At 69.9% G+C, this 21,357-nt stretch carries 13 protein-coding genes; 12 read left to right on the forward strand and 1 reads right to left on the reverse strand.

The window, feature by feature from the left end:
- Window positions 1–177: 177 nt before the first annotated feature.
- From glf to AB8998_RS00880, 11 genes are all read left to right on the forward strand, one after another.
- Entirely contained in the window at window positions 178–1,380 is a 1,203-nt protein-coding gene (gene glf / locus AB8998_RS00830; RefSeq protein WP_369736365.1) for a UDP-galactopyranose mutase, read from the forward strand.
- Complete coding sequence (locus AB8998_RS00835; protein ID WP_369736367.1) at window positions 1,377–3,272, forward strand: glycosyltransferase; 1,896 nt, start codon at window positions 1,377–1,379, stop codon at window positions 3,270–3,272. Before glf ends, AB8998_RS00835 begins: the two co-directional genes overlap by 4 nt.
- A complete protein-coding gene (locus AB8998_RS00840) occupies window positions 3,265–3,822 on the forward strand; it encodes a phosphatase PAP2 family protein (protein ID WP_369736368.1) in 558 nt (185 codons plus the stop codon). The genes AB8998_RS00835 and AB8998_RS00840 overlap by 8 nt, the downstream gene beginning before the upstream one ends.
- Window positions 3,815–4,726 carry a decaprenyl-phosphate phosphoribosyltransferase gene (locus AB8998_RS00845; RefSeq protein ID WP_369736369.1) on the forward strand — a complete coding sequence of 304 codons (912 nt, stop codon included), beginning with the start codon at window positions 3,815–3,817 and terminating at the stop codon, window positions 4,724–4,726. The genes AB8998_RS00840 and AB8998_RS00845 overlap by 8 nt, the downstream gene beginning before the upstream one ends.
- A gap of 25 nt (window positions 4,727–4,751) precedes the next feature.
- Window positions 4,752–6,692, forward strand: coding sequence for a terminal beta-(1->2)-arabinofuranosyltransferase (gene aftB, locus AB8998_RS00850; protein WP_369741368.1), 1,941 nt, complete (start codon window positions 4,752–4,754; stop codon window positions 6,690–6,692).
- A 367-nt stretch (window positions 6,693–7,059) separates the two neighbouring features.
- A complete protein-coding gene (ag85A, locus tag AB8998_RS00855) occupies window positions 7,060–8,115 on the forward strand; it encodes a diacylglycerol acyltransferase/mycolyltransferase Ag85A (RefSeq protein WP_369736370.1) in 1,056 nt (351 codons plus the stop codon).
- Window positions 8,116–8,263: 148 nt separating this feature from the next.
- A complete protein-coding gene (locus tag AB8998_RS00860) occupies window positions 8,264–9,169 on the forward strand; it encodes an esterase family protein (RefSeq protein ID WP_369736371.1) in 906 nt (301 codons plus the stop codon).
- Window positions 9,170–9,248: 79 nt separating this feature from the next.
- The gene (culp6, locus tag AB8998_RS00865) at window positions 9,249–10,259 is read left to right on the forward strand and encodes a carboxylesterase Culp6 (protein WP_369736372.1); all 1,011 of its coding nucleotides are present in this window, start codon (window positions 9,249–9,251) and stop codon (window positions 10,257–10,259) included.
- Window positions 10,260–10,514: 255 nt separating this feature from the next.
- A complete protein-coding gene (gene fadD32, locus AB8998_RS00870; RefSeq protein WP_369736373.1) occupies window positions 10,515–12,416 on the forward strand; it encodes a long-chain-fatty-acid--AMP ligase FadD32 in 1,902 nt (633 codons plus the stop codon).
- A 79-nt stretch (window positions 12,417–12,495) separates the two neighbouring features.
- Window positions 12,496–17,820 (forward strand): polyketide synthase Pks13, encoded by a 5,325-nt coding sequence (gene pks13 / locus AB8998_RS00875; protein WP_369741369.1) that lies wholly within the window; start codon window positions 12,496–12,498, stop codon window positions 17,818–17,820.
- An 8-nt stretch (window positions 17,821–17,828) separates the two neighbouring features.
- Window positions 17,829–19,394 (forward strand): acyl-CoA carboxylase subunit beta, encoded by a 1,566-nt coding sequence (locus AB8998_RS00880; RefSeq protein ID WP_369736374.1) that lies wholly within the window; start codon window positions 17,829–17,831, stop codon window positions 19,392–19,394.
- 5 nt (window positions 19,395–19,399) lie between these two features.
- Here the strand turns inward: AB8998_RS00880 and AB8998_RS00885 are convergent, their stop codons facing one another.
- On the reverse strand, window positions 19,400–20,266 hold the full coding sequence (locus AB8998_RS00885) for a helix-turn-helix transcriptional regulator (RefSeq protein WP_369736375.1): 867 nt from the start codon (window positions 20,264–20,266) through the stop codon (window positions 19,400–19,402).
- A 113-nt stretch (window positions 20,267–20,379) separates the two neighbouring features.
- On the opposite strand from AB8998_RS00885, the gene AB8998_RS00890 reads away from it, so the two are divergent.
- Window positions 20,380–21,321 (forward strand): SDR family NAD(P)-dependent oxidoreductase, encoded by a 942-nt coding sequence (locus tag AB8998_RS00890; RefSeq protein WP_369736376.1) that lies wholly within the window; start codon window positions 20,380–20,382, stop codon window positions 21,319–21,321.
- Window positions 21,322–21,357: the final 36 nt, after the last annotated feature.

The following is a 21,357-nucleotide window of genomic DNA, read 5'->3' on the forward strand; positions in this document are numbered from 1 at the left end:
TTGTTCGGCGCGTCCTGCCTTTGGATTCGGTCCGGCATGACCCACACAGAGTCGATGGTACGAGTGGGAATGGTGTGACCAGAGTGGTGATATTGAATCGTGAGCCAATCGCGACCTAGGTCAATCCGAACGGCCCTGGCTCGTCAAATGGGTTGGACCCGCGCGGTCGGATACCCTATGCAACCGATGACCGCTCGTTTCGACCTCCTCGTCGTGGGATCCGGGTTCTTCGGCCTGACCGTCGCCGAGCGCGTGGCTACCCAACTCGGCAAGCGCGTGCTCGTCGTCGAACGGCGCCCGCACATCGGCGGCAACGCCTACTCGGAGGCCGAGCCGCAGACGGGGATCGAGGTGCACAGGTACGGCGCCCACCTGTTCCACACCTCCAACAAGCGGGTCTGGGACTACGTGCGGCAGTTCACCGAGTTCACCGGTTACCAACACCGCGTGTTCGCGATGCACGACGGGCAGGCCTACCAGTTCCCGATGGGACTGGGCCTGGTGTCGCAGTTCTTCGGCAGATATTTCAGCCCCGACGAGGCGCGCCGGCTGATCGCCGAGCAGGCCGCCGAGATCGAGACCACCGACGCGCAGAACCTCGAGGAGAAGGCCATCTCGCTGATCGGCCGGCCGCTCTACGAGGCCTTCGTCAAGGGCTACACCGCCAAGCAGTGGCAGACCGATCCCAAGGAACTGCCGGCGGCCAACATCACCCGCCTGCCGGTGCGCTACACCTTCGACAACCGCTACTTCAACGACACCTACGAGGGCCTGCCGGTCGACGGCTACACCGCCTGGCTGCAGAACATGGCCGCCGACGAGCGCATCGAGGTCCGCCTCGACACCGACTGGTTCGACGTGCGCGACCGGCTGCGCGCCGAGAGCCCCGGCGCGCCGGTGGTCTACACCGGCCCGCTGGACCGCTACTTCGACTACGCCGAAGGCCGACTCGGCTGGCGCACCCTGGATTTCGAGCTCGAGGTGCTGCCCACCGGCGACTTCCAGGGCACGCCGGTGATGAACTACAACGACATCGAGGTGCCCTACACTCGCATCCACGAGTTTCGTCACTTCCACCCCGAGCGCGACTACCCCACCGACAAAACGGTGATCATGCGGGAGTTCTCCCGGTTCGCCGGGGACGACGACGAGCCCTACTATCCGATCAACACCGAGGCCGACCGCGCCGTGCTGGCCGCCTACCGGGCGCGGGCGAAGGCCGAGACCGCGGCGTCGCAGGTGCTGTTCGGCGGCCGGCTGGGCACCTACCAGTATCTGGACATGCACATGGCCATCGCCAGCGCGCTGAACATGTACGACAACGTCCTCGCGCCGCACCTGCGCGACGGCGCCCCGCTGAACGGAGAGACGGGCGAATGACCGCCGTGAGCCTGCTGGCCCGAATCATCCTGCCGCGCTCCGGCGAGCCCCTCGACGTGCGCAAGCTCTACCTTGAGGAGTCGGCCACCAACGCCCGCCGCGCGCACGCCACCACCCGCACCTCGCTGCAGATCGGCGCGGAGTCCGAGGTGTCGTTCGCCACCTACTTCAACGCGTTCCCGGCCAGCTACTGGCGGCGCTGGACGATCTGCAAGTCGGTCGTGCTGCGGGTCGAGGTGACCGGCGCGGGCCGCGTCGACGTCTACCGCACCAAGGCCACCGGCGCCCGGATCTTCGTCGAGGGCCGCCAGTTCGCCGGCAGCGACCACGAGCCGTGTGTCATCGAGATCGGCGTGGCGCTCAAGCCGTTCGAGGACGGCGGCTGGATCTGGTTCGACATCACCACCGACACCGCGGTCACCCTGCACTCCGGCGGTTGGTATGCGGCCGAGCCCGCCCCCGGCACCGCCAACATCGCGGTCGGGATCCCGACGTTCAACCGGCCCGCCGACTGCGCCAACGCCCTGGCCGACCTCACCGCCGACCCGCTGGTCGACGAGGTGATCGGCGCGGTGATCGTGCCCGACCAGGGCGTGCACAAGGTGCGCGACCACCCCGACTTCCCGGCGGCGGCCGCCCGGCTGGGCAATCGGCTGACCATCTGTGACCAGCCCAACCTCGGCGGCTCCGGCGGCTACAGCCGGGTGATGTATGAGGCGCTGAAAAACACCGACTGCCAACAGATCCTGTTCATGGACGACGACATCCGCCTCGAGCCGGACTCGATCCTGCGGGTGCTGGCGATGCACCGCTTCGCCAAGAGCCCGATGCTGATCGGCGGCCAGATGCTCAACCTGCAGGAGCCCTCGCACCTGCACATCATGGGCGAGGTCGTCAACCGGTCGAACTTCATGTGGACCGCGGCGCCGCACGCCGAATACGACCACGACTTCGCCGAGTACCCGCTGAACGACAACAACGCCAAGAGCAAGCTGTTGCACCGCCGCATCGACGTCGACTACAACGGCTGGTGGACGTGCATGATCCCGCGGCAGGTCGCCGAGGAACTGGGCCAGCCGCTGCCGCTGTTCATCAAGTGGGACGACGCCGACTACGGCCTGCGGGCCGCCGAACACGGCTATCCGACCGTCACGCTGCCCGGGGCGGCGATCTGGCACATGGCCTGGAGCGACAAGGACGACGCGATCGACTGGCAGGCCTACTTCCACCTGCGCAACCGGTTGGTGGTCGCGGCGATGCACTGGGACGGTGACGTCACCGGCCTGGTCCGCAGCCATCTCAAGGCGACGCTGAAACACCTTGCTTGCCTTGAGTATTCGACGGTGGCGATCCAGAACAAAGCGATCGACGACTTCCTGGCCGGCCCCGAGCACATCTTCTCGATCCTGGAGTCGGCGCTGCCGGAGGTGCACCGCATCCGCAAGCAGTACCCCGACGCGGTCGTCCTGCCGGCGGCCAGCGAACTGCCGCCGCCGCTGCACCAGAGCAGGGCGATGAAACCGCCGGTGAACCCGCTGTCCATCGGCTACCGACTGGTGCGCGGCATCGCCCACAACTTCACCAAGGCCGACCCGGAAGCCCACCGGCGACCCGAGTTCAACGTGCCGACCCAGGACGCGCGCTGGTTCCGGCTGTGCACCGTCGACGGCGTCACCGTGACGACGGCAGACGGTTGCGGCGTGGTCTACCGGCAGCGCGACCGGCGCAAGATGTTCGCGCTCCTGTCGGCCTCGCTGCGCCGGCAGCGGCAGCTGACGAAACGGTTCGACGAGATGCGCCGCGTGTACCGCGACGCCCTGCCGGTGCTGTCCAGCAAGCAGAAGTGGGAGACCGCGCTGCTGCCCGCCCCCGGCAACCCCGGGCATGACTGACACCCGGCCGCGCGGCGAGGCGGCAGTCATCGTGGCCGCGCAGGCGGCGCTGGCCGGTCGGCCCGGGGTGCTGCCCGCGGCGCGCGCGCTGTCCCACTTCGGCGAGCACAGCATCGGCTGGCTGGCGGTGGCGTCGGCCGGGGCGGTCCTGTCCCCCGCAAGCCGGCGGTACCCCCAGCCGGGGCGCCGCCGGGAGTGGCTTCTCGCCGGCGCGGGGACGTTCGCGGCGCACGCCGCCGCGGTGCTGGTCAAACGGCTGGTGCGGCGGCAACGGCCGCATCACCCGGCCGTTGCGGTCAACGTCGGCACCCCCAGCCGGCTGAGCTTCCCGTCGGCGCACGCCACCTCCACGACGGCGGCGGCGATCCTGCTGGGCCGGGCCGGCGGGCTGCCTCCCGGGCTGTGCCCCGCGGTCCTGGTGCCGCCGATGGCGCTGTCGCGGATACTGCTCGGCGTGCACTATCCCAGCGACGTGGTTTTCGGCGTGGCGCTCGGCGCCGCGGTCGCCCGGCTTGCACTCTGGATCGATGGAGGTGTGCCGAATGAGTGAGGACGTGGTGGTCGAACCTCCGGGCAGCCTGATCACCGGGGTGGTCAGGGCGATGCGTCCGCGGCAGTGGGTCAAGAACGTGCTGGTGCTGGCCGCGCCGCTGGCCGCGCTGGGCGGTCCGCTGCACTACAACCACTACACCGAGGTGCTCACCAAGGCGTCGGTGGCGTTCGTGGTGTTCTGCCTGGCGGCCTCGTCGATCTACCTGATCAACGACGTGCGCGACGTCGAGGCCGACCGCGAGCATCCCACCAAGCGGTTCCGGCCGATCGCGGCCGGTGTGGTGCCCGAGTGGCTGGCCTACGCCCTGGCCGTCGTCCTGGGGGTGGCCTCCCTGGCGCTCTCCTGGCTGGCGACGCCGAACCTGGCGCTGGTGATGGCCGTGTACCTGGCCATGCAGCTGGGCTACTGCTACGGCCTCAAACACCAAGCGGTGATCGACATCTGCATCGTGTCGTCGGGATTTCTGATCCGGGCCATCGCCGGCGGTGTGGCCGCCGAAATCCCGCTCTCGCAATGGTTTCTGCTGATGATGGCATTCGGGTCGCTGTTCATGGTGGCCGGCAAGCGCTACGCCGAGCTGCAGGTCGCCGAGCGCACCGGGGCCCGGATCCGCAAGTCGCTGGAGAGCTACACCAGCACGTACCTGCGCTTCGTGTGGACCATGTCGGCCACCGCGGTGGTGGTCTGCTACGGGCTGTGGGCGTTCGAGCGCGACCACCACTCCGGATCCTGGTTCGCGGTGTCGATGGTGCCGTTCACCATCGCGATCCTGCGCTACGCCGTGGACGTCGACGGCGGGCTGGCCGGGGAGCCCGAGGACATCGCGCTGCGCGACCGGGTGCTGCAGCTGCTGGCGCTGGCCTGGATCGCGACCGTCGGAGCCGCCGTTGCCTTCGGCTGACCCCCAGCCCGGCGCCGTCGGGGGGATGCGCCGGCGGCCGCCCGTCCGGCGGGTCTTCCGCACGACGTTCCCGTACGACACCGTGGTGCGGGCCAGCCTGTGGACCAGCGTGGCGGTGGTCTGCGCCCTGTTCGCGTGGGGGGCCTGGCAGCGGCGCTGGATCGCCGACGACGGGCTGATCGTGCTGCGCACCGTGCGCAACCTGCTGGCCGGCAACGGGCCGGTGTTCAACGAGGGCGAACGGGTGGAGGCCAATACCTCCACGGCGTGGACCTACCTGTTGTATGTGGGCAGCTGGGTCGGCGGGCCGCTGCGCATGGAGTACGTCGCGCTGGCGTTCGCGCTCGGGCTGTCGGTGCTGGGCGTGGCCCTGCTGATGCTGGGCACCGGCCGGTTGTACGCGCCCAGCCTGCGGGGCCGAAAGGCCGTGATCCTGCCCGCCGGGGCGCTTGTCTACATCGCGCTGCCCCCGGCGCGCGACTTCGCCACCTCGGGTCTCGAGAGCGGGCTGACGCTGGCCTACCTGGGCTTGCTGTGGTGGATGATGGTGCGCTGGGGCCAGTCGGTGCGCAACCGTCCGGAATCCCCGTTCTTCGTCGGTGCGCTGGCCTTCGTCGCCGGGTTCAGCGTCCTGGTCCGGCCCGAGCTGGCGTTGATGGGGCTGCTGGCGCTGACGATGATGCTGATCGCGGCCCGAACCTGGGCCCGGCGCGGCCTGATCGTGGCGGCCGGGGGGCTGCTGCCGGTCGCCTACCAGGTCTTCCGGATGGGTTACTACGGCCTGCTGGTGCCTGGCACCGCGCTGGCCAAGGACGCGGCCGGCGACAAGTGGTCCCAGGGCATGACCTACCTGGCCAACTTCGACGCGCCGTATGCGGTGTGGGTGCCGGTGGTCCTGCTGGTGCCGCTGGGCATCCTGCTGGCGGCGGCACGTCGCCGGCCGTCGTTTCTTCGCCCGATGCTGGCGCCCCGCTACGGACGGCTGGCTCGCGCCGTGCAGAGCCCGCCCGCGGTGGTTGCCTTCGTGCTGGTCAGCGGCTCGTTGCAGGCGCTGTACTGGATCCGGCAGGGTGGTGACTTCATGCACGGGCGGGTGCTGCTGGCGCCGCTGGCCTGCCTGCTCGCTCCCGTCTCGGTGATCCCGCTGCCGATCCCCGACGGGCAGGACTACTCGCGCGAGACGGGCTACTGGGTGGCCGGTGCGGCCGGCGCGCTCTGGCTGGGGGTGGCCGGCTGGTCGCTGTGGGCGGCGAACTCGCCCGGGATGGGCGACGACGCCACCCGGGTCACCTTCTCCGGCATCGTCGACGAGCGCCGCTTCTACGCGCAGGCCACCGGCCACGCCCACCCGACGACCGCCGCCGATTACCTGGACTACCCGCGGATGGCCGCGGTGCTCTCGGCGCTCGACAACACCCCGGACGGGGCGTTGCTGCTGCCGTCCGGTAACTACATCCAGTGGGACACCGTGCCGATGGCCCGGCCGGCTCCGGGAGGGCCCGCCGATGGCGCGGCCCCGCAAAAACCGCAGCACGCCGTGTTCTTCACCAACCTCGGCATGGTCGGCATGAACGTCGGGCTCGACGTGAGGGTGCTCGACCAGATCGGTCTGGCAAACCCGCTCGCCCAGCACACACAGCGGCTGCAGCACGGTCGCATCGGCCACGACAAGAACCTCTTCCCGGACTGGGTGATCGCCGACGGCCCCTGGGTGAAGGTCTATCCCGGGATCCCGGGCTACCTCGACCAGCAGTGGGTGGCCGAGGCCGAGGCGGCCCTGCGCTGCCCCGAGACCCAGTCGGTGCTGGGGTCGATACGCGCCCCGATGACGCTGCACCGCTTCGCCTCCAACGTTGTGCACTCCTTCGAGTTCACCCGCTACCAGATCGATCGGGTGCCGCGCTACGAGCTCGCCCGCTGCGGGCTCCCGGTGCCCGAGGAGACACCGCCACCGCCGCGCGAGTGAGCTTCCGGACGCCCCCGCCGGGCAGATTTTGTGACAAATCTCGAACCGATCACGACGGTGGCGGACCCGTGTTTCCCGCCCGGCCACCAGCAACCCCACATCTGTGCCCTTACCTGCATGCGACAGTGCCCTGGCACATGCGTTAACGGGATTACCCGCGGCCGCCGGCGCGCCGCGAATCCGCCGAAATCCATGCCCGGGCGGGGGTTTGCGCACCGCTCTCGATGTGAGCCGGGGGCCGCGGGTGTGGTTGACTACACGGGCACTGCTGCGCCCTGCGTATGCGGTAGTACGTAATTCGCGTGCTAGAGGACGCGAGAGACGATGCGCCCGGATTCGGACGCACCGAAAGGATGAGGAAGCAAGTATGACGCTTGTCGACAGGTTGCGCGGCGCCGTGGCTGGTATGCCACGTCGGCTCGTGGTGGGGGCCGTTGGCGCGGCGCTGCTCTCGAGTGTGGTCGGAGCCGTGGGGACCTCGGCGACCGCCGGGGCATTCTCGCGCCCGGGGCTGCCGGTGGAGTACCTCGAGGTCCCGTCCGCGGGCATGGGTCGCGACATCAAGGTCCAGTTCCAGAGCGGCGGAAACGGTTCGCCGGCGCTGTACCTGCTCGACGGCATGCGTGCGCAGGACGACTACAACGGCTGGGACATCAACACCCAGGCGTTCGAGTGGTACTACCAGTCGGGCATCTCGACGGTCATGCCCGTCGGCGGTCAGTCCAGCTTCTACTCCGACTGGTACAAGCCCGCCTGCGGCAAGGCCGGCTGCACCACCTACAAGTGGGAGACCTTCCTGACCAGCGAACTGCCGCAGTGGCTGAACGCCAACCGCAGCGTCAAGCCCACGGGCAGCGCCGCGGTGGGTCTCTCGATGGCCGGTTCGTCGGCGCTGATCCTGGCCGCCTACCACCCGCAGCAATTCGTCTACGCCGGCTCGCTGTCGGCGCTGCTGGACCCGTCGCAGGGCATGGGCCCGTCGCTGATCGGCCTGGCCATGGGCGATGCCGGCGGCTACAAGGCGGCGGACATGTGGGGCCCCAAGGATGACCCCGCCTGGGCGCGCAACGACCCGACGCTGCAGGTCGGCAAGCTGGTCGCCAACAACACCCGCATCTGGGTGTACTGCGGTAACGGCAAGCCGTCGGACCTCGGTGGCGACAACCTGCCCGCGAAGTTCCTGGAGGGCTTCGTGCGCACCAGCAACCTGAAGTTCCAGGACGCCTACAACGCCGCCGGCGGGCACAACGCGGTGTTCAACTTCGACGACAACGGCACGCACGACTGGCCGTACTGGGGCGCGCAGCTGCAGGCCATGAAGCCTGACCTGCAGTCGACGCTGGGCGCGACGCCCGGCGCCGGCCCGGCCGCCACGACCGCGGGCACCGCTAACAGCGCCGGCAACACCGGCGCCGGTCACTGACACACAGCAACGCCATCGGTGGCGGGGACCCTGCGGGGTCCCCGCCACCGATCGTTTCCGGCGGTGTGACCTGTTTCACCACCCTCGGTTCCGGTCGGGCCGCGACCTGGCTAATGTGCAGACAGCGACGAGACGATGGAGGGTGGCCATGAGGGTCGTACGGGGTCTGCTGCGGCTGGTGTGCGTCGCCGCGCTGGCTGTGGGACTGAGCGGTGTGGTGGCGGTGGGCGGCTCGCCCGGAAAGGCCGGCGCCGCCGGCTACGAGAGCCTGATGGTTCCTTCGGCGGCGATGGGCCGCGACATCCCGGTGGCCTTCCTCAAAGGCGGCCCGCACGCGGTCTACCTGCTCGATGCCTTCGACGCCGGGCCGGACGTCAGCAACTGGGTCACCGCAGGCAACGCGATGAACACGCTGGCCGGCAAGGGCATCTCGGTGGTCGCGCCGGCCGGCGGCGCCTACAGCATGTACACCAACTGGGAACAGGACGGCAGCAAGCAGTGGGACACGTTCCTGTCCAGCGAGCTGCCGGATTGGCTGGCCGCCAACCGGGGGCTGGCGCCCGGCGGTCATGCCGCCGTGGGCGCCGCGCAGGGCGGCTACGGCGCGATGGCGCTGGCCGCCTTCCACCCCGACCGCTTCGGCTTCGCCGGCTCGCTGTCGGGCTTCGTGTACCCGTCGAGCACCAACTACAACGGTGCGATCCTGGCGGGCCTGCAGCAATTCGGCGGCGTCGACGGCAACGGGATGTGGGGCGCCCCGCAGCTGGGCCGCTGGAAGTGGCACGACCCGACGGTGCATTCGGCACTGCTGGCGCAGAACAACACCCGGGTGTGGGTGTACAGCCCGACCAATGACGGGGCCAGCGATCCCGCGGCGGTGATCGGCCAGGCGGCCGTGGCGATGGGCGGCTCCCGCGAGTTCTACCAGATGTACCGCAGCAACGGCGGGCACAACGGGCACTTCGACTTCCCCGGCGGCGGCGACAACGGCTGGGGCTCGTGGTCGGGCCAACTCGGGGCGATGTCGGGCGACATCGTCGGCGCCATTCGCTGAGACGGCGAGCCGGTACCGTGTAGAAGGTGCAGCGGGGGGTGAGACCGCGTCGCTGCCGCCTTCCGACTGGCAGGAGAACATGGCAACCAACGCGCGGCGCAAGCGCCACCGGATGCTCGCCTGGGCCGCCGCCCTGTCGGTGGCGGGCGTGGTGTTGCTGGTGCTGGTGGCGGTGGTGGTCCTGCTGCGCAGCTCGCAGTCGCCGCCGACCGCGGTGCCGCCCGGGGTGCTGCCGCCGGCCTCGACGACGACGCACCCCCACAAGCCCCGCCCGGCCAGCCAGGCCGCCTCGTGCCCCGACGTGGACCTGATCGCGATTCCCGGCACCTGGGAGTCTTCCCCGGATGACGATCCGCTCAACCCCACGCAGTTCCCGAACGCGTTGCTGCTCAAGGTGACCGGGCCGTTGCGTCAGCAGTTCCCGCCCTCGCGGCTGGAGACCTACACCGTCCCCTACACCGCGCAGTTCAACAACCCGCTGAGCGGCGACACGCAGATGTCGTACAACGCCAGCCGGGCCGAGGGCACCCGCGCGACGATCAAGGCGATGACCGACATGAACGCCAAGTGCCCGTTGACCAGCTACGTGCTGATCGGCTTCTCGCAGGGCGCGGTGATCGGCGGCGACATCGCCAGCGACATCGGCAACGGCCGCGGCCCGGTCGACGACGACCTGGTGCTGGGCGTGACGCTGATCGCCGACGGGCGCCGCCAGCCGGGGGTGGGCAACGACGTCGGGCCCAACCCGCCGGGGGAGGGTGCAGAGGTCACCCTGCACGAGGTGCCGGTGCTGTCCGGGCTCGGTCTGACCATGACCGGTGCGCGGCCGGGCGGTTTCGGGGCGCTCAACGACAGGACCAACGAGATCTGCGCCCCGGGCGATCTCATCTGCGCCGCCCCGGACGAGGCCTTCAGCCTCACCAACCTGCCCAACACGCTGAACACGCTGGCCGGCGGCGCCGCGGGACCGGTGCACGCCCTGTACGCCACCCCGCAGTTCTGGAGCCTGGACGGGGAGCCGGCGACCGAGTGGACGCTCAACTGGGCGCGGGGCCTGATCCAGAACGCGCCGCATCCCAAACACGGGTGAGGGGACACAGCCTCAGGTAGAACGGAGCCGACCCCCAACAGCGGTACCTTGTGATTTGGTGTGCCGGGTTCGGACCCTTAACATTAAGAGAAAATTAAGAGCAGTTAGAGCGTCAAGAGCATAAGTAGCGTTGTGCTGACCCGCTCGGGTCGGAGCCGATGTGAACCGGAGCCTGCGTCATCGCGGGCCGGCCGGGTCGGCCCGTGCGCAGACCACAGGTAAATGTCGACGAGCAGTGTTTGACAGGAGAGCGGTATGGCGTACCACAACCCGTTCATCGTGAACGGGAAGATCAGATTTCCCGAGAACCTCAATCTGGCCCGGCACGTGGAGCGCTGGGCAAAGGTTCGCGGGGACAAACTGGCCTATCGGTTCCTCGACTTCTCCACCGAGCGTGAGGGCATCGCCCGCGACATCTCCTGGTCCGACTTTTCCAAGCGCAACCGGGCCGTGGGGTCCCGACTGCAGCAGGTCACCCAGCCCGGCGACCGCGTCGCGATCCTGTGCCCGCAGAACCTGGACTATCTGATCTCGTTCTTCGGCGTGCTGTACGCCGGCCGGATCGCGGTGCCGCTGTTCGACCCCAGCGAGCCGGGCCACGTCGGGCGGCTGCACGCCGTGCTCGACGACTGCACGCCCTCGACGGTCCTGACCACCAGCGACTCCGCCGAGGGCGTCCGCAAATTCTTCCGCAACCGCCCGGCCAAGGACCGGCCCCGCGTCATCGCCGTCGACGCGGTGCCCGACGAGGTCGGCGTCACCTGGGAGCAGCCGACGGGCGGGGCAGACGACATCGCCTACCTGCAGTACACGTCGGGCTCGACCCGCACGCCCACGGGGGTGCAGATCACCCACCTGAACCTGCCCACGAACGTGGTGCAGGTGCTCGACGCCCTCTCCATGGGTGGCGAGGAGGGCGACCGCGGCGTCAGCTGGCTGCCGTTCTTCCACGACATGGGCCTGATCACGGTGCTGTTGTCGCCGGTGTTCGGCCACAACATGACGTTCATGACGCCGGCCGCGTTCGTGCGCCGGCCCGGCCGCTGGATCCGGGCCATGGCGCGCCAGGACGAGAACGACAACGGGTCGGTCATCTCGGTGGCGCCGAACTTCGCGTTCGAGCACGCCGCGCTGCGCGGTGCGCCCAAGGACGGCGAGCCGCCGCTGGACCTGAGGAACGTCCGGGGGATCCTCAACGGCAGCGAGCCGGTGTCACCGGCATCGATGCGCCGGTTCTACGAGGCGTTCCAGCCCTACGGCCTGCGCGAGACGGCGATCAAGCCGTCCTACGGCCTGGCCGAGGCGACGCTGTTCGTCTCCACCACGCCGATGAACGAGGCGCCGCTGGTCATCCACGTCGACCGGGACGCGCTGAACGAGCACCGCTTCGTCGAGGTCGCCGCCGACGCGCCCAACGCCGTCGCGCAGGTGTCCGCGGGCGTGATCGGTGTCGACGAATGGGCCGTCATCGTCGACGCCGACTCGGCCACCGAGCTGCCGGACGGGCACATCGGGGAGATCTGGCTGCACGGCAACAACATGGGCGTCGGCTACTGGGGCAAGGAGGAGGAGACCACCGAGACGTTCAAGAACATCCTCAAGTCGCGTACCAGCCCGTCGCACGCGGAGGGCGCCGCCGACGACGGTATGTGGGTCCGCACCGGCGACTACGGCACCTACTACAAGGGCAACCTCTACATCACCGGCCGGATCAAGGACCTGGTCATCATCGACGGCCGCAACCACTACCCGCAGGACCTGGAGTACTCGGCCCAGGAGGCCAACAAGGCGCTGCGCACCGGGTACGTCGCCGCCTTCTCGGTGCCGGCCAACCAGCTGCCCCGGGAGGTGTTCGACAACCCGCACACCGGCCTGAGCTACGACCCGGAGGACACCTCCGAGCAGCTGGTCATCGTCGCCGAGCGCGCCGCGGGGGCGCACAAGCTCGACTACCAGCCGATCGCCGACGACATCCGGGCGGCGATCGCCGTCCGGCACGGCGTGACCGTTCGCGACCTGTTGCTGGTGCAGGCCGGGCTGATCCCGCGCACCTCCAGCGGCAAGATCGGCCGACGTGCCTGCCGGACCGCCTATCTCGACGGCAGCCTGCGCAGCGGCGTCGGTTCTCCCACCGCCTTTGCCACCGAATCAAGCTGAACCGGACATGACTGACACAGGATCTGAATCGTTGGACAACCCGCCCGCGAACGACAACCTGCCCGCGAAGAAGACCGACATGCGCGCCGACGACGATGCAGAGCGCAGCGATGAGGAGAAGCGGCGGATGCCGTCCGTCCCGGAGATGCGGGAATGGCTGCGCAACTACGTGGCCAGGTGCACCGGCCAGTCGCCCGACTCGATCGACGAGTCGGTGCCCATGGTGGAGCTGGGGCTGTCGTCGCGCGATGCCGTGGCGATGGCCGCCGACATCGAGGACATGACCGGTGTCACGCTGTCGGTCGCGGTGGCCTTCCAGCACCCGACGATCGAGTCGCTGGCCACCCGCATCATCGAGGGCGAGCCCGAGGCGGACACGTCCGCCGACGGCGACGCGGACTGGACGCGCACGGGCCCCGCCGAGCGCGTCGACATCGCGATCGTGGGACTGTCCACCCGCTTCCCGGGTGACATGGACACCCCCGCCGCGACATGGCAGGCGCTGATGGAGGGCCGCGACGCCATCACCGACCTGCCCGAGGGGCGTTGGGAGGAGTTCCTCGCCGAGCCGCGGCTGGCCGAACGGATCGCCAACGCCCAGACCCGCGGCGGCTACCTGAAGGACATCAAGGGCTTCGACTCCGAGTTCTTCGCGGTGGCCAAGACAGAAGCCGACAACATCGACCCGCAGCAGCGGATGGCGCTGGAGCTCACGTGGGAGGCGCTGGAATACGCCCGCATCCCGGCGTCGAGCCTGCGCGGCAAACCCGTCGGCGTGTACATCGGTGTCTCCAACAACGACTACGCCATGATGGCGGTCTCCGACCCCACCAGCGCGCACCCGTACGCGATCACCGGCACCGCCACCTCGATCATCGCCAACCGGGTGTCCTACTTCTACGACTTCCGTGGGCCGTCGGTGGCCGTCGACACCGCGTGCTCGAGTTCACTGGTGGCGATTCACCAGGCCGTGCAGGCGCTGCGCAACGGCGAGTGCGACGCCGCGGTGGCCGGCGGGGTCAACGCGCTGATCACCCCCGCGGTGACATTGGGATTCGACGAGATCGGCGCGGTCCTCTCGCCGGACGGCCGGATCAAGTCGTTTTCCTCGGACGCCAACGGTTACATCCGCTCCGAGGGCGCCGGCATGCTGGTGCTCAAGCGCGTCGACGACGCCCGCCGTGACGGCGACCAGATCCTGGCCGTCATCGCCGGCAGCGCGGTCAACCACGACGGCCGGTCCAACGGCCTGATCGCCCCCAACCAGGACGCGCAGGCCGACGTGCTGCGCCGGGCCTACAAGGACGCCGGCATCGACCCCCGCAACGTCGACTACATTGAGGCGCACGGTACCGGAACGGTGCTCGGCGACCCGATCGAGGCCGAGGCCCTGGGCCGCGTCGTCGGCAGGGGCCGTCCCGCCGACCGCCCGGCGCTGCTGGGGGCGTTCAAGTCCAACATCGGCCACCTGGAGTCGGCGGCCGGTGCGGCCAGCATGGCCAAGGTGGTGCTGGCGCTGCAGCACGACAAGCTGCCGCCATCCATCAACTTCGCCGGTCCCAGCCCGTACATCGACTGGGACGCGGTGCACCTGAAGGTGGTCGACCAGCCCACCGACTGGCCGCGCTACGGCGGGTACGCGCTGGCCGGCGTCTCCAGCTTCGGCTTCGGCGGGGCCAACGCGCACGTGGTGGTGCGCGAGGTGCTGCCCCGGGACGTGGTGGAGCGCGAACCCGAGCCCGCCCCGCCGCCCGAGGTGGGGGCCGAGGCCGAGGCGCCCGCCATGGAGAGTCACTCGCTGCGGTTCGACGAGTTCGGCGAGATCATCCCCGACACGGCGGCGACCGGGGAGGAAGAGCGCGAACTGCCGGGCCTCACCGAGGAGGCCCTGCGGCTCAGGGAAATCGCGCTGGAGGAGCTCGCCGCTCAGGAGGCCGCGGAACCGACCAAGCCCCTGATTCCGCTGGCGGTGTCGGCGTTCCTGACGTCGCGCAAGAAGGCCGCCGCCGCCGAACTGGCCGACTGGATGGAAAGCCCCGAGGGGCAGGCGTCGTCGCTGGAGGCGATCGGCCGGTCGCTGTCGCGGCGCAACCACGGCCGCTCGCGCGCGGTGGTGCTGGCCCACGACCACGAGGAGGCCGTCAAGGGCCTGCGCGCGGTCGCCGAGGGCAAGCAGCGCCCGGGTGTGTTCAGCGTCGACGGGCCGGTGACCAGCGGCCCGGTGTGGGCCATGGCCGGATTCGGCGCGCAGCACCGCAAGATGGGCAAGAACCTGTACCTGCGCAACGAGGTCTTCGCCGAGTGGATCGAGAAGGTCGACGCGCTCATCCAGGACGAGCGGGGCTACTCGGTGCTCGAGCTCATCCTCGACGACTCCCACGAATACGGCATCGAGACTTCCAACGTCGTCATCTTCGCGATCCAGATCGCGCTGGGCGAGTTGCTCAAGCACCACGGCGCGAAACCCGCCGCGGTGATCGGCCAGTCGCTGGGCGAGCCCGCGTCGGCCTACTTCTCCGGTGGGCTGTCGCTGGCCGACGCCACCCGGGTGATCTGCTCGCGTTCGCACCTGATGGGCGAGGGCGAGGCGATGTTGTTCGGCGAGTACATCCGGTTCATGGCGCTCGTCGAGTACTCCGCTGACGAACTCAAGACGGTGTTCGCCGACTACCCCGGCCTCGAGGTGTGCGTCTACGCCGCGCCCAGCCAGACCGTCATCGGCGGCCCGCCCGAGCAGATCGACGCGATCGTCGCCCGGGCCGAGTCGGAGGGCCGCTTCGCCCGCAAGCTGCAGACCAAGGGCGCCGGCCACACCTCGCAGATGGATCCGCTGCTCGGCGAGTTTTCAGCGGAACTGCAGGGCATCACCCCCCTGAGTCCCACCACCGGGATCTTCTCGACGGTGCACGAGGGCAGCTACGTCAAGCCCGGCGCCGAGCCGATCCACGATGTCGCGTACTGGGTCAAGGGCATGCGGCATTCCGTCTACTTCACCCACGGCGTCCGCAACGCCGTCGACAGCGGCTACACCACCTTCCTGGAACTGGCGCCCAACCCGGTGGCGCTGATGCAGATCGGCCTGACCACGGCCGCCGCGGGTCTGCCCGACGCCCAGCTGATCGCGACACTGGCCAAAAAGCAGGACGACGTCGAGTCGATGATCTCGGCCATGGCCCAGCTCTACGTCTACGGCCACGACCTCGACATCTGGACGCTGTTCACGCGGCATTCCGCCGCGCGCTTCGACCCGCAGGACTACGCGAACATCCCGCCGACCCGGTTCAAGCGCAAGGACCACTGGCTGGACGTGTCCTTCTCCGCGGGCAGCAGCTCGGTGATCCTGCCGGGCGCCCACGTCGCGCTGCCGGACGGGCGCCACGTGTGGGAGTACACGCCCCGGATCTTCACGGGCCTGGAGGCGACCGACCTGCAGGCGTTGGTGAAAGCCGCCGCCGCCGAGGTGCTTTCAGACGCCCAGCTGACGGCTGCCGAGCAGCGGGCGGTGCCCGGGCAGGGCTCGGTGCTGGTGACGACGCTGACCCGCCACCCCGGCGGCGCCTCGGTTCAGGTGCACGCCCGCGTCGGCGAGTCCTTCACGCTGGTCTACGACGCCCTGGTGACGCGGGGCGGCGCCCAGTCGGTGCTGCCGGCCGCGGTCGGCGCGGGCACGGGGATCGCGTCGGAACTCCCGGCGGCCCCTGCCGCCGCGCCGAAGGCCCCCGTCGAGGACCTGGAAGCGGAAACCACCAAGGACAGCCTGACCAACCGCTACCTGCCGTCCGACACGGTCAAGTGGTCGCCGGACTCCGGTGAGACCGTCGGGGAGCGGCTGGGCATGATCGTCGGCGTGGCGATGGGCTACGAGCCCGAGGACCTGCCGTGGGAGGTGCCGCTGGTCGAGCTGGGCCTGGACTCGCTGATGGCGGTGCGCATCAAGAACCGCGTCGAATACGACTTCGACCTGCCGCCGATCCAGCTGACGGCCGTGCGCGACGCCAACCTTTACAACATCGAGCAGCTGATCCAGTACGCGGTCGAGCACCGCGACGAGGTCTCGCAGCTGGCCGAGCACCAGAAGACGCAGACGCCCGAGGAGATCGCCAGGGAGCAGGCGCAGCTGCTCAGCGGGGCGACACCCGCCACGGTCGCGGTGCCCGCGCCCGACCCGCAGGCCGAGCCCGAGACGCAGCCGGAGTCCGACGTGGCCGTCCCGCCGCCGCCGACCGACCCGTCGGGGCCCGCGACCAACGGCGCCGCGCAGCCGGACCTGAAGGGGGCGGCCGCGGCGCTCAGCCAGCAGGCGGTGGCCAAGGCGCTCAACTCCGACGTGCCGCCGCGCGACGCGGCCGAGCGGGTCACGTTCGCCACCTGGGCGATCGTGACGGGCAAGTCCCCGGGCGGCATCTTCAACCCGCTGCCCAAGCTGGACGGCGACGCCGCCGCCAAGATGGCGCAACGGCTCTCCGAGCGCGCCGACGGCCCGATCAGCGCCGAGGACGTGCTGGCGGCGGAGACCATCGAGGCGCTGGCCGAGAAGGTGCGCGGCCACCTCGAGGCCGGTGAACTCGACGGGTTCATCCGCACGATCAGGGCGCCGCAGAACGATTCGCAGGTACCGGTGTTCGTGTTTCACCCGGCCGGCGGCTCGACCGTGGTTTACGAGCCGCTGCTCAACCGGCTGCCGGCGGACACGCCGATGTACGGCTGCGAGCGGGTCGAGGGCACCGTGCAGGAGCGGGCCGCCCAGTACGTTCCCAAACTGCTGGAACTCAACGGCGACAAGCCGTTCGTGCTGGCCGGCTGGTCGCTGGGGGGTGCCCTGGCCTATGCCTGCGCGATCGGGCTCAAGCGGGTGGGCGCCAACGTGGCGTTCGTCGGCATGATCGACACCGTGCGGGCCGGCGAGGAGATCCCGCAGACCCGCGAGGAGACCCGCAAGCGCTGGGACCGGTACGCGAGGTTCGCCGAGCGCACCTTCAACGTCGAGATCCCCGCGATCCCGTACGAGCAGCTCGAGGAGCTCGACGACGAGGGCCAGGTCAAGTTCGTGCTGGAGATCGTCCAGCAGAGCGGCGTGCAGGTCCCCGGCGGCATCATCGAGCACCAGCGCACGTCCTACCTGGACAACCGGGCGTTGGAGACCGTCCAGATCGAACCCTATGACGGCCATGTCACCCTCTACATGGCGGATCGCTACCATGACGACGTCATCGAGTTCGAACCGCGCTACGCCACCCGCAAGCCGGACGGCGGCTGGGGTGAGTACGTGTCCGACCTCGAGGTGGTGCGCATCGGTGGCGAGCACATCCAGGCCATCGACGAGCCCTTCATCGCCAAGGTGGGTGCGCACATGAGCGAGGCCTTGCAGAGCATCGAGCGCCAGACGAGTGAGGTGGGCAAGTAGTGACGGAGATGGCTCCAGCGCCCGTTCAGCACAGCACGGCCGAGAAGCTGGCCGAGTTGCACGCCCGCCTGGAGCAGGCCAAGGAGCCCGGCGGTGAGAAGGCCGCGGCGAAGCGCGACAAGAAGGGCATTCCCAGTGCCCGCGCGCGCATCCACGCGCTGGTCGATCCCGGCACCTTCCTGGAGATCGGCGCGCTGGCCCGCACCCCCAACGACCCCAACGCCCTCTACGGGGACGGCGTGGTCACCGGCCACGCCATGATCGACGGCCGGCCGGTGGGGGTGTTCTCCCACGACCAGACGGTGTTCCAGGGCTCGGTCGGGGAGATGTTCGGCCGCAAGGTCGCCCGGCTGATGGAGTGGTGCGCGATGGCCGGCTGCCCGATCGTCGGCATCAACGACTCCGCCGGTGCCCGCATCCAGGACACGGCCACCTCGCTGGCCTGGTACGCCGAGCTGGGCCGCCGCCACGAGCTGTTGTCCGGGCTGGTGCCGCAGATCTCGATCATCCTGGGCAAATGCGCCGGGGGAGCGGTGTATTCGCCGATCCAGACCGACCTGGTGGTGGCGGTGCGCGACCAGGGCTACATGTTCGTCACCGGCCCCGACGTCATCAAGGACGTGACGGGCGAGGACGTCACGCTCGACGAACTGGGCGGCGCGGACTACCAGGCCCGCTACGGCAACATCCACCAGGTGGTGGAGTCGGAGGCCGCGGCGTTCCAGTACGTGCGCGACTTCCTGTCCTTCCTGCCGTCCAACGCCTACGACAAGGCGCCGGTGGTGAACCCCGGCCTGGAGCCGGAGATCACCGCGAGCGACCTCGAGCTCGACTCGATCGTGCCGGACTCGGACAACACGGCCTACGACATGCACGAGATCCTGCTGCGGATCTTCGACGACGGCGACTTCCTCGACGTCGCCGCGCAGGCCGGGCAGGCGATGATCACGGGCTACGCGCGGGTCGACGGCCGCACCGTCGGTGTCGTCGCCAACCAGCCGATGCACATGTCCGGGGCGATCGACAACGAGGCCTCCGACAAGGCCGCGCGGTTCGTCCGGTTCTGCGACGCCTTCGACATCCCGCTGGTGTTCGTCGTGGACACCCCCGGCTTCCTGCCCGGGGTGGAGCAGGAGAAGAACGGGATCATCAAGCGCGGCGGGCGGTTCCTGTACGCGGTGGTCGAGGCCGACGTGCCCAAGGTGACGATCACGATCCGCAAGTCCTACGGCGGCGCGTACGCGGTGATGGGGTCGCGGCAGCTGACCGCCGACTTCAACTTCGCGTGGCCGACCGCGCGCATCGCGGTGATCGGGGCCGACGGTGCCGCGCAGTTGCTGATGAAGCGGTTCCCGGACCCGACCACGCCCGAGGCGCAGCAGATCAAGAAGGACTTCATCGAGGGCTACAACCTGAACATGGCGATCCCCTGGATCGCCGCCGAGCGGGGCTTCATCGACGCGGTCGTCGACCCCCACGACACGCGGCTGCTCATCCGCAAGTCCATGCACCTGCTGCGGGACAAGCAGCTGTGGTGGCGCACCGCGCGCAAGCACGGCCTGATCCCGGTCTAGTCAGTTCACGCGCGCGGCGCCGGCGCCGCGTCGGACAGCGACTGCGTGCCCAGCACGATCGCCAGGGCGAGGCGCTCGGCGTCCGCGGTGCCGGGTTCGGCGGTGTAGATCATGATGCGGATGTCGTCGGCCGCGACGACCAGCGTGTCGCAGTGCAGCGTGATGCGCCCGACGCCGGGGTGGTCGACGACCTTGTGCCGGCCGAAGTCCTGCTGCGGCACCGGGGCGCCGGACTCCCAGAGCTCGGCGAAGCGCGGGCTTGCCGCGGCCAAGTCGCGGATCAGTTGCTTGAGTCGCTGATCGGCCGGATACCGCGCCGCGGTCAACCGCAGGTCGGCGACCAGTCCGGCCTCGAATTCGGCGCGCTGAGCGGGGGTGTGCACGGTGCGGGTTCCGGGCCCGACGAGGTTGCGCCACACGCTGTTTCGCTCGTTGCCCCGCCACGTGGTGGTCGGCCCCATCAGTGCGTCGTACGGCGCATTGGCCAGCAGCAGCGTCCAGGTGGCATCGAAGACCGCGACGGGGGTGTGGGCGAGGCGGTCGAGGATGCGTTGCACGCTCGGCGTCACGTGGGCGGACACCACGCCGAGTCCGGGGGCGGCATGTCCGGCCAGCCGGAAGAGCAGTTCGCGCTCGCCGTCGGAGACCCGTAACGCGCGCGCCAGCGCCTCCACGACCTGGGCCGACGGGGCGGTGGCCCGGCCCTGCTCGAGCCTGTTCAGGTAATCCACCGAGATTCCGGCCAGCCCCGCCAGCTCCTCGCGGCGCAGCCCCGCCGCGCGCCGGCGTCCGCCGACCGGGACACCGACCGCCGCCGGCGGCACCCGGTCGCGCCAGCGCCGCACCGTCCGGCCGAACTCCCCTGACGCCATTCCTTCACTGTGCGCGACGCGCGCGGCGAGCGAAAGCTCTTGTCCTGGCCCTGGCAGTCCTACGACAACGCGACGACTGTCTGGCCATCGGAAACCGGCCCAGACTTGCAGCCATGAACCCCCCCTTGACATCCGGCACCTTGTTGATCACCGGCCCCACCGGCGGCCTGGGAAAGGCCGCGACACTGGCGATCGCGCACCGTCCCGCAGCCGAACGCCCCGACCTGTTGCTGGTCGGCAGGCCCGGCCGCGCCCTGGCCGAGGTCGCCCGCGCGGCCCGGGCGGCCGGTGCGACGACGCAGGAGATCGGCTGCGACCTCGCCCGGCTGTCCGACGTCCGCCTCGCGGGCCGGACAGCCGCGGAGCTGCTGGCGACCGGCGCGGTGCGCCCCCTGCGGGGGCTGGTGGCCAACGCCGGCCTCGCGGTCGCCGACACCCGCACCGCCTCCGCGGACGGATACGAACTGACCTTCGCCGTCAACTATCTCGCGCACGCCCAGCTCATCGGCGACCTGTGGGAGGCATTCGCCGCGCCCGCACGCATCGTGTTGGTCGGCTCGAACACCTACCACCAGAACGTCTTTCGCCGGATGCTGCGTGTCCCGGCGGCGCACTGGGCCGATCCGATCGAGCTGGCGCGGCCGGCCGCGCCCGCGGCGGCACCGAGTTTCGAACAATGCGGAATCGCCTACTCCAACTCCAAACTCGCCGCCATGTACTATGCGCACGAACTGCAGCGCCGCGCACCGGCGGGCATCTCCGTGATCGTGTTCGAGCCGGGATTCATGCCGGGCACCGGGCTGAGCAGAGCGCACGGCACCGCAATGCAACGGATGGGACGGGTCATCGAGCGAATCCCCGGTGTCTCCTCGCCCAGAAAGTCCGGACCGGTGCTCGCCTCGATCGCCCTCGACGACCGCTGGGCGCACCTGCGCGGCGGCGCGTTCGTCGTCAAAGACCAAGAGCGCGAGGTCAAACCGTTCGCGCAGGACCCCCAGCGGGAAGCCCGCCTGTGGGACGCCACCGCCGCGCTGCTGCACGCCGCGGGTGACTAGAGCGATGGTGGCGACCCGCGGCGCCCGGCTCCGCCG

Source organism: Mycobacterium sp. HUMS_12744610, assembly GCF_041206865.1.
Lineage (GTDB): Bacteria > Actinomycetota > Actinomycetes > Mycobacteriales > Mycobacteriaceae > Mycobacterium > Mycobacterium servetii.

Excerpts from the sequence above, each read along its gene's own strand:
- glf (WP_369736365.1), top strand. The coding sequence starts at position 178 with ATGCAACCGATGACCGCTCGTTTCGACCTCCTCGTCGTGGGATCCGGG.
- AB8998_RS00835 (WP_369736367.1), top strand. The coding sequence starts at position 1,377 with ATGACCGCCGTGAGCCTGCTGGCCCGAATCATCCTGCCGCGCTCCGGC.
- AB8998_RS00840 (WP_369736368.1), top strand. The coding sequence starts at position 3,265 with ATGACTGACACCCGGCCGCGCGGCGAGGCGGCAGTCATCGTGGCCGCG.
- AB8998_RS00845 (WP_369736369.1), top strand. The coding sequence starts at position 3,815 with ATGAGTGAGGACGTGGTGGTCGAACCTCCGGGCAGCCTGATCACCGGG.
- aftB (WP_369741368.1), top strand. The coding sequence starts at position 4,752 with ATGCGCCGGCGGCCGCCCGTCCGGCGGGTCTTCCGCACGACGTTCCCG.
- ag85A (WP_369736370.1), top strand. The coding sequence starts at position 7,060 with ATGACGCTTGTCGACAGGTTGCGCGGCGCCGTGGCTGGTATGCCACGT.
- AB8998_RS00860 (WP_369736371.1), top strand. The coding sequence starts at position 8,264 with ATGAGGGTCGTACGGGGTCTGCTGCGGCTGGTGTGCGTCGCCGCGCTG.
- culp6 (WP_369736372.1), top strand. The coding sequence starts at position 9,249 with ATGGCAACCAACGCGCGGCGCAAGCGCCACCGGATGCTCGCCTGGGCC.
- fadD32 (WP_369736373.1), top strand. The coding sequence starts at position 10,515 with ATGGCGTACCACAACCCGTTCATCGTGAACGGGAAGATCAGATTTCCC.
- pks13 (WP_369741369.1), top strand. The coding sequence starts at position 12,496 with ATGCGCGCCGACGACGATGCAGAGCGCAGCGATGAGGAGAAGCGGCGG.
- AB8998_RS00880 (WP_369736374.1), top strand. The coding sequence starts at position 17,829 with ATGGCTCCAGCGCCCGTTCAGCACAGCACGGCCGAGAAGCTGGCCGAG.
- AB8998_RS00885 (WP_369736375.1), bottom strand. The coding sequence starts at position 20,266 with ATGGCGTCAGGGGAGTTCGGCCGGACGGTGCGGCGCTGGCGCGACCGG.
- AB8998_RS00890 (WP_369736376.1), top strand. The coding sequence starts at position 20,380 with ATGAACCCCCCCTTGACATCCGGCACCTTGTTGATCACCGGCCCCACC.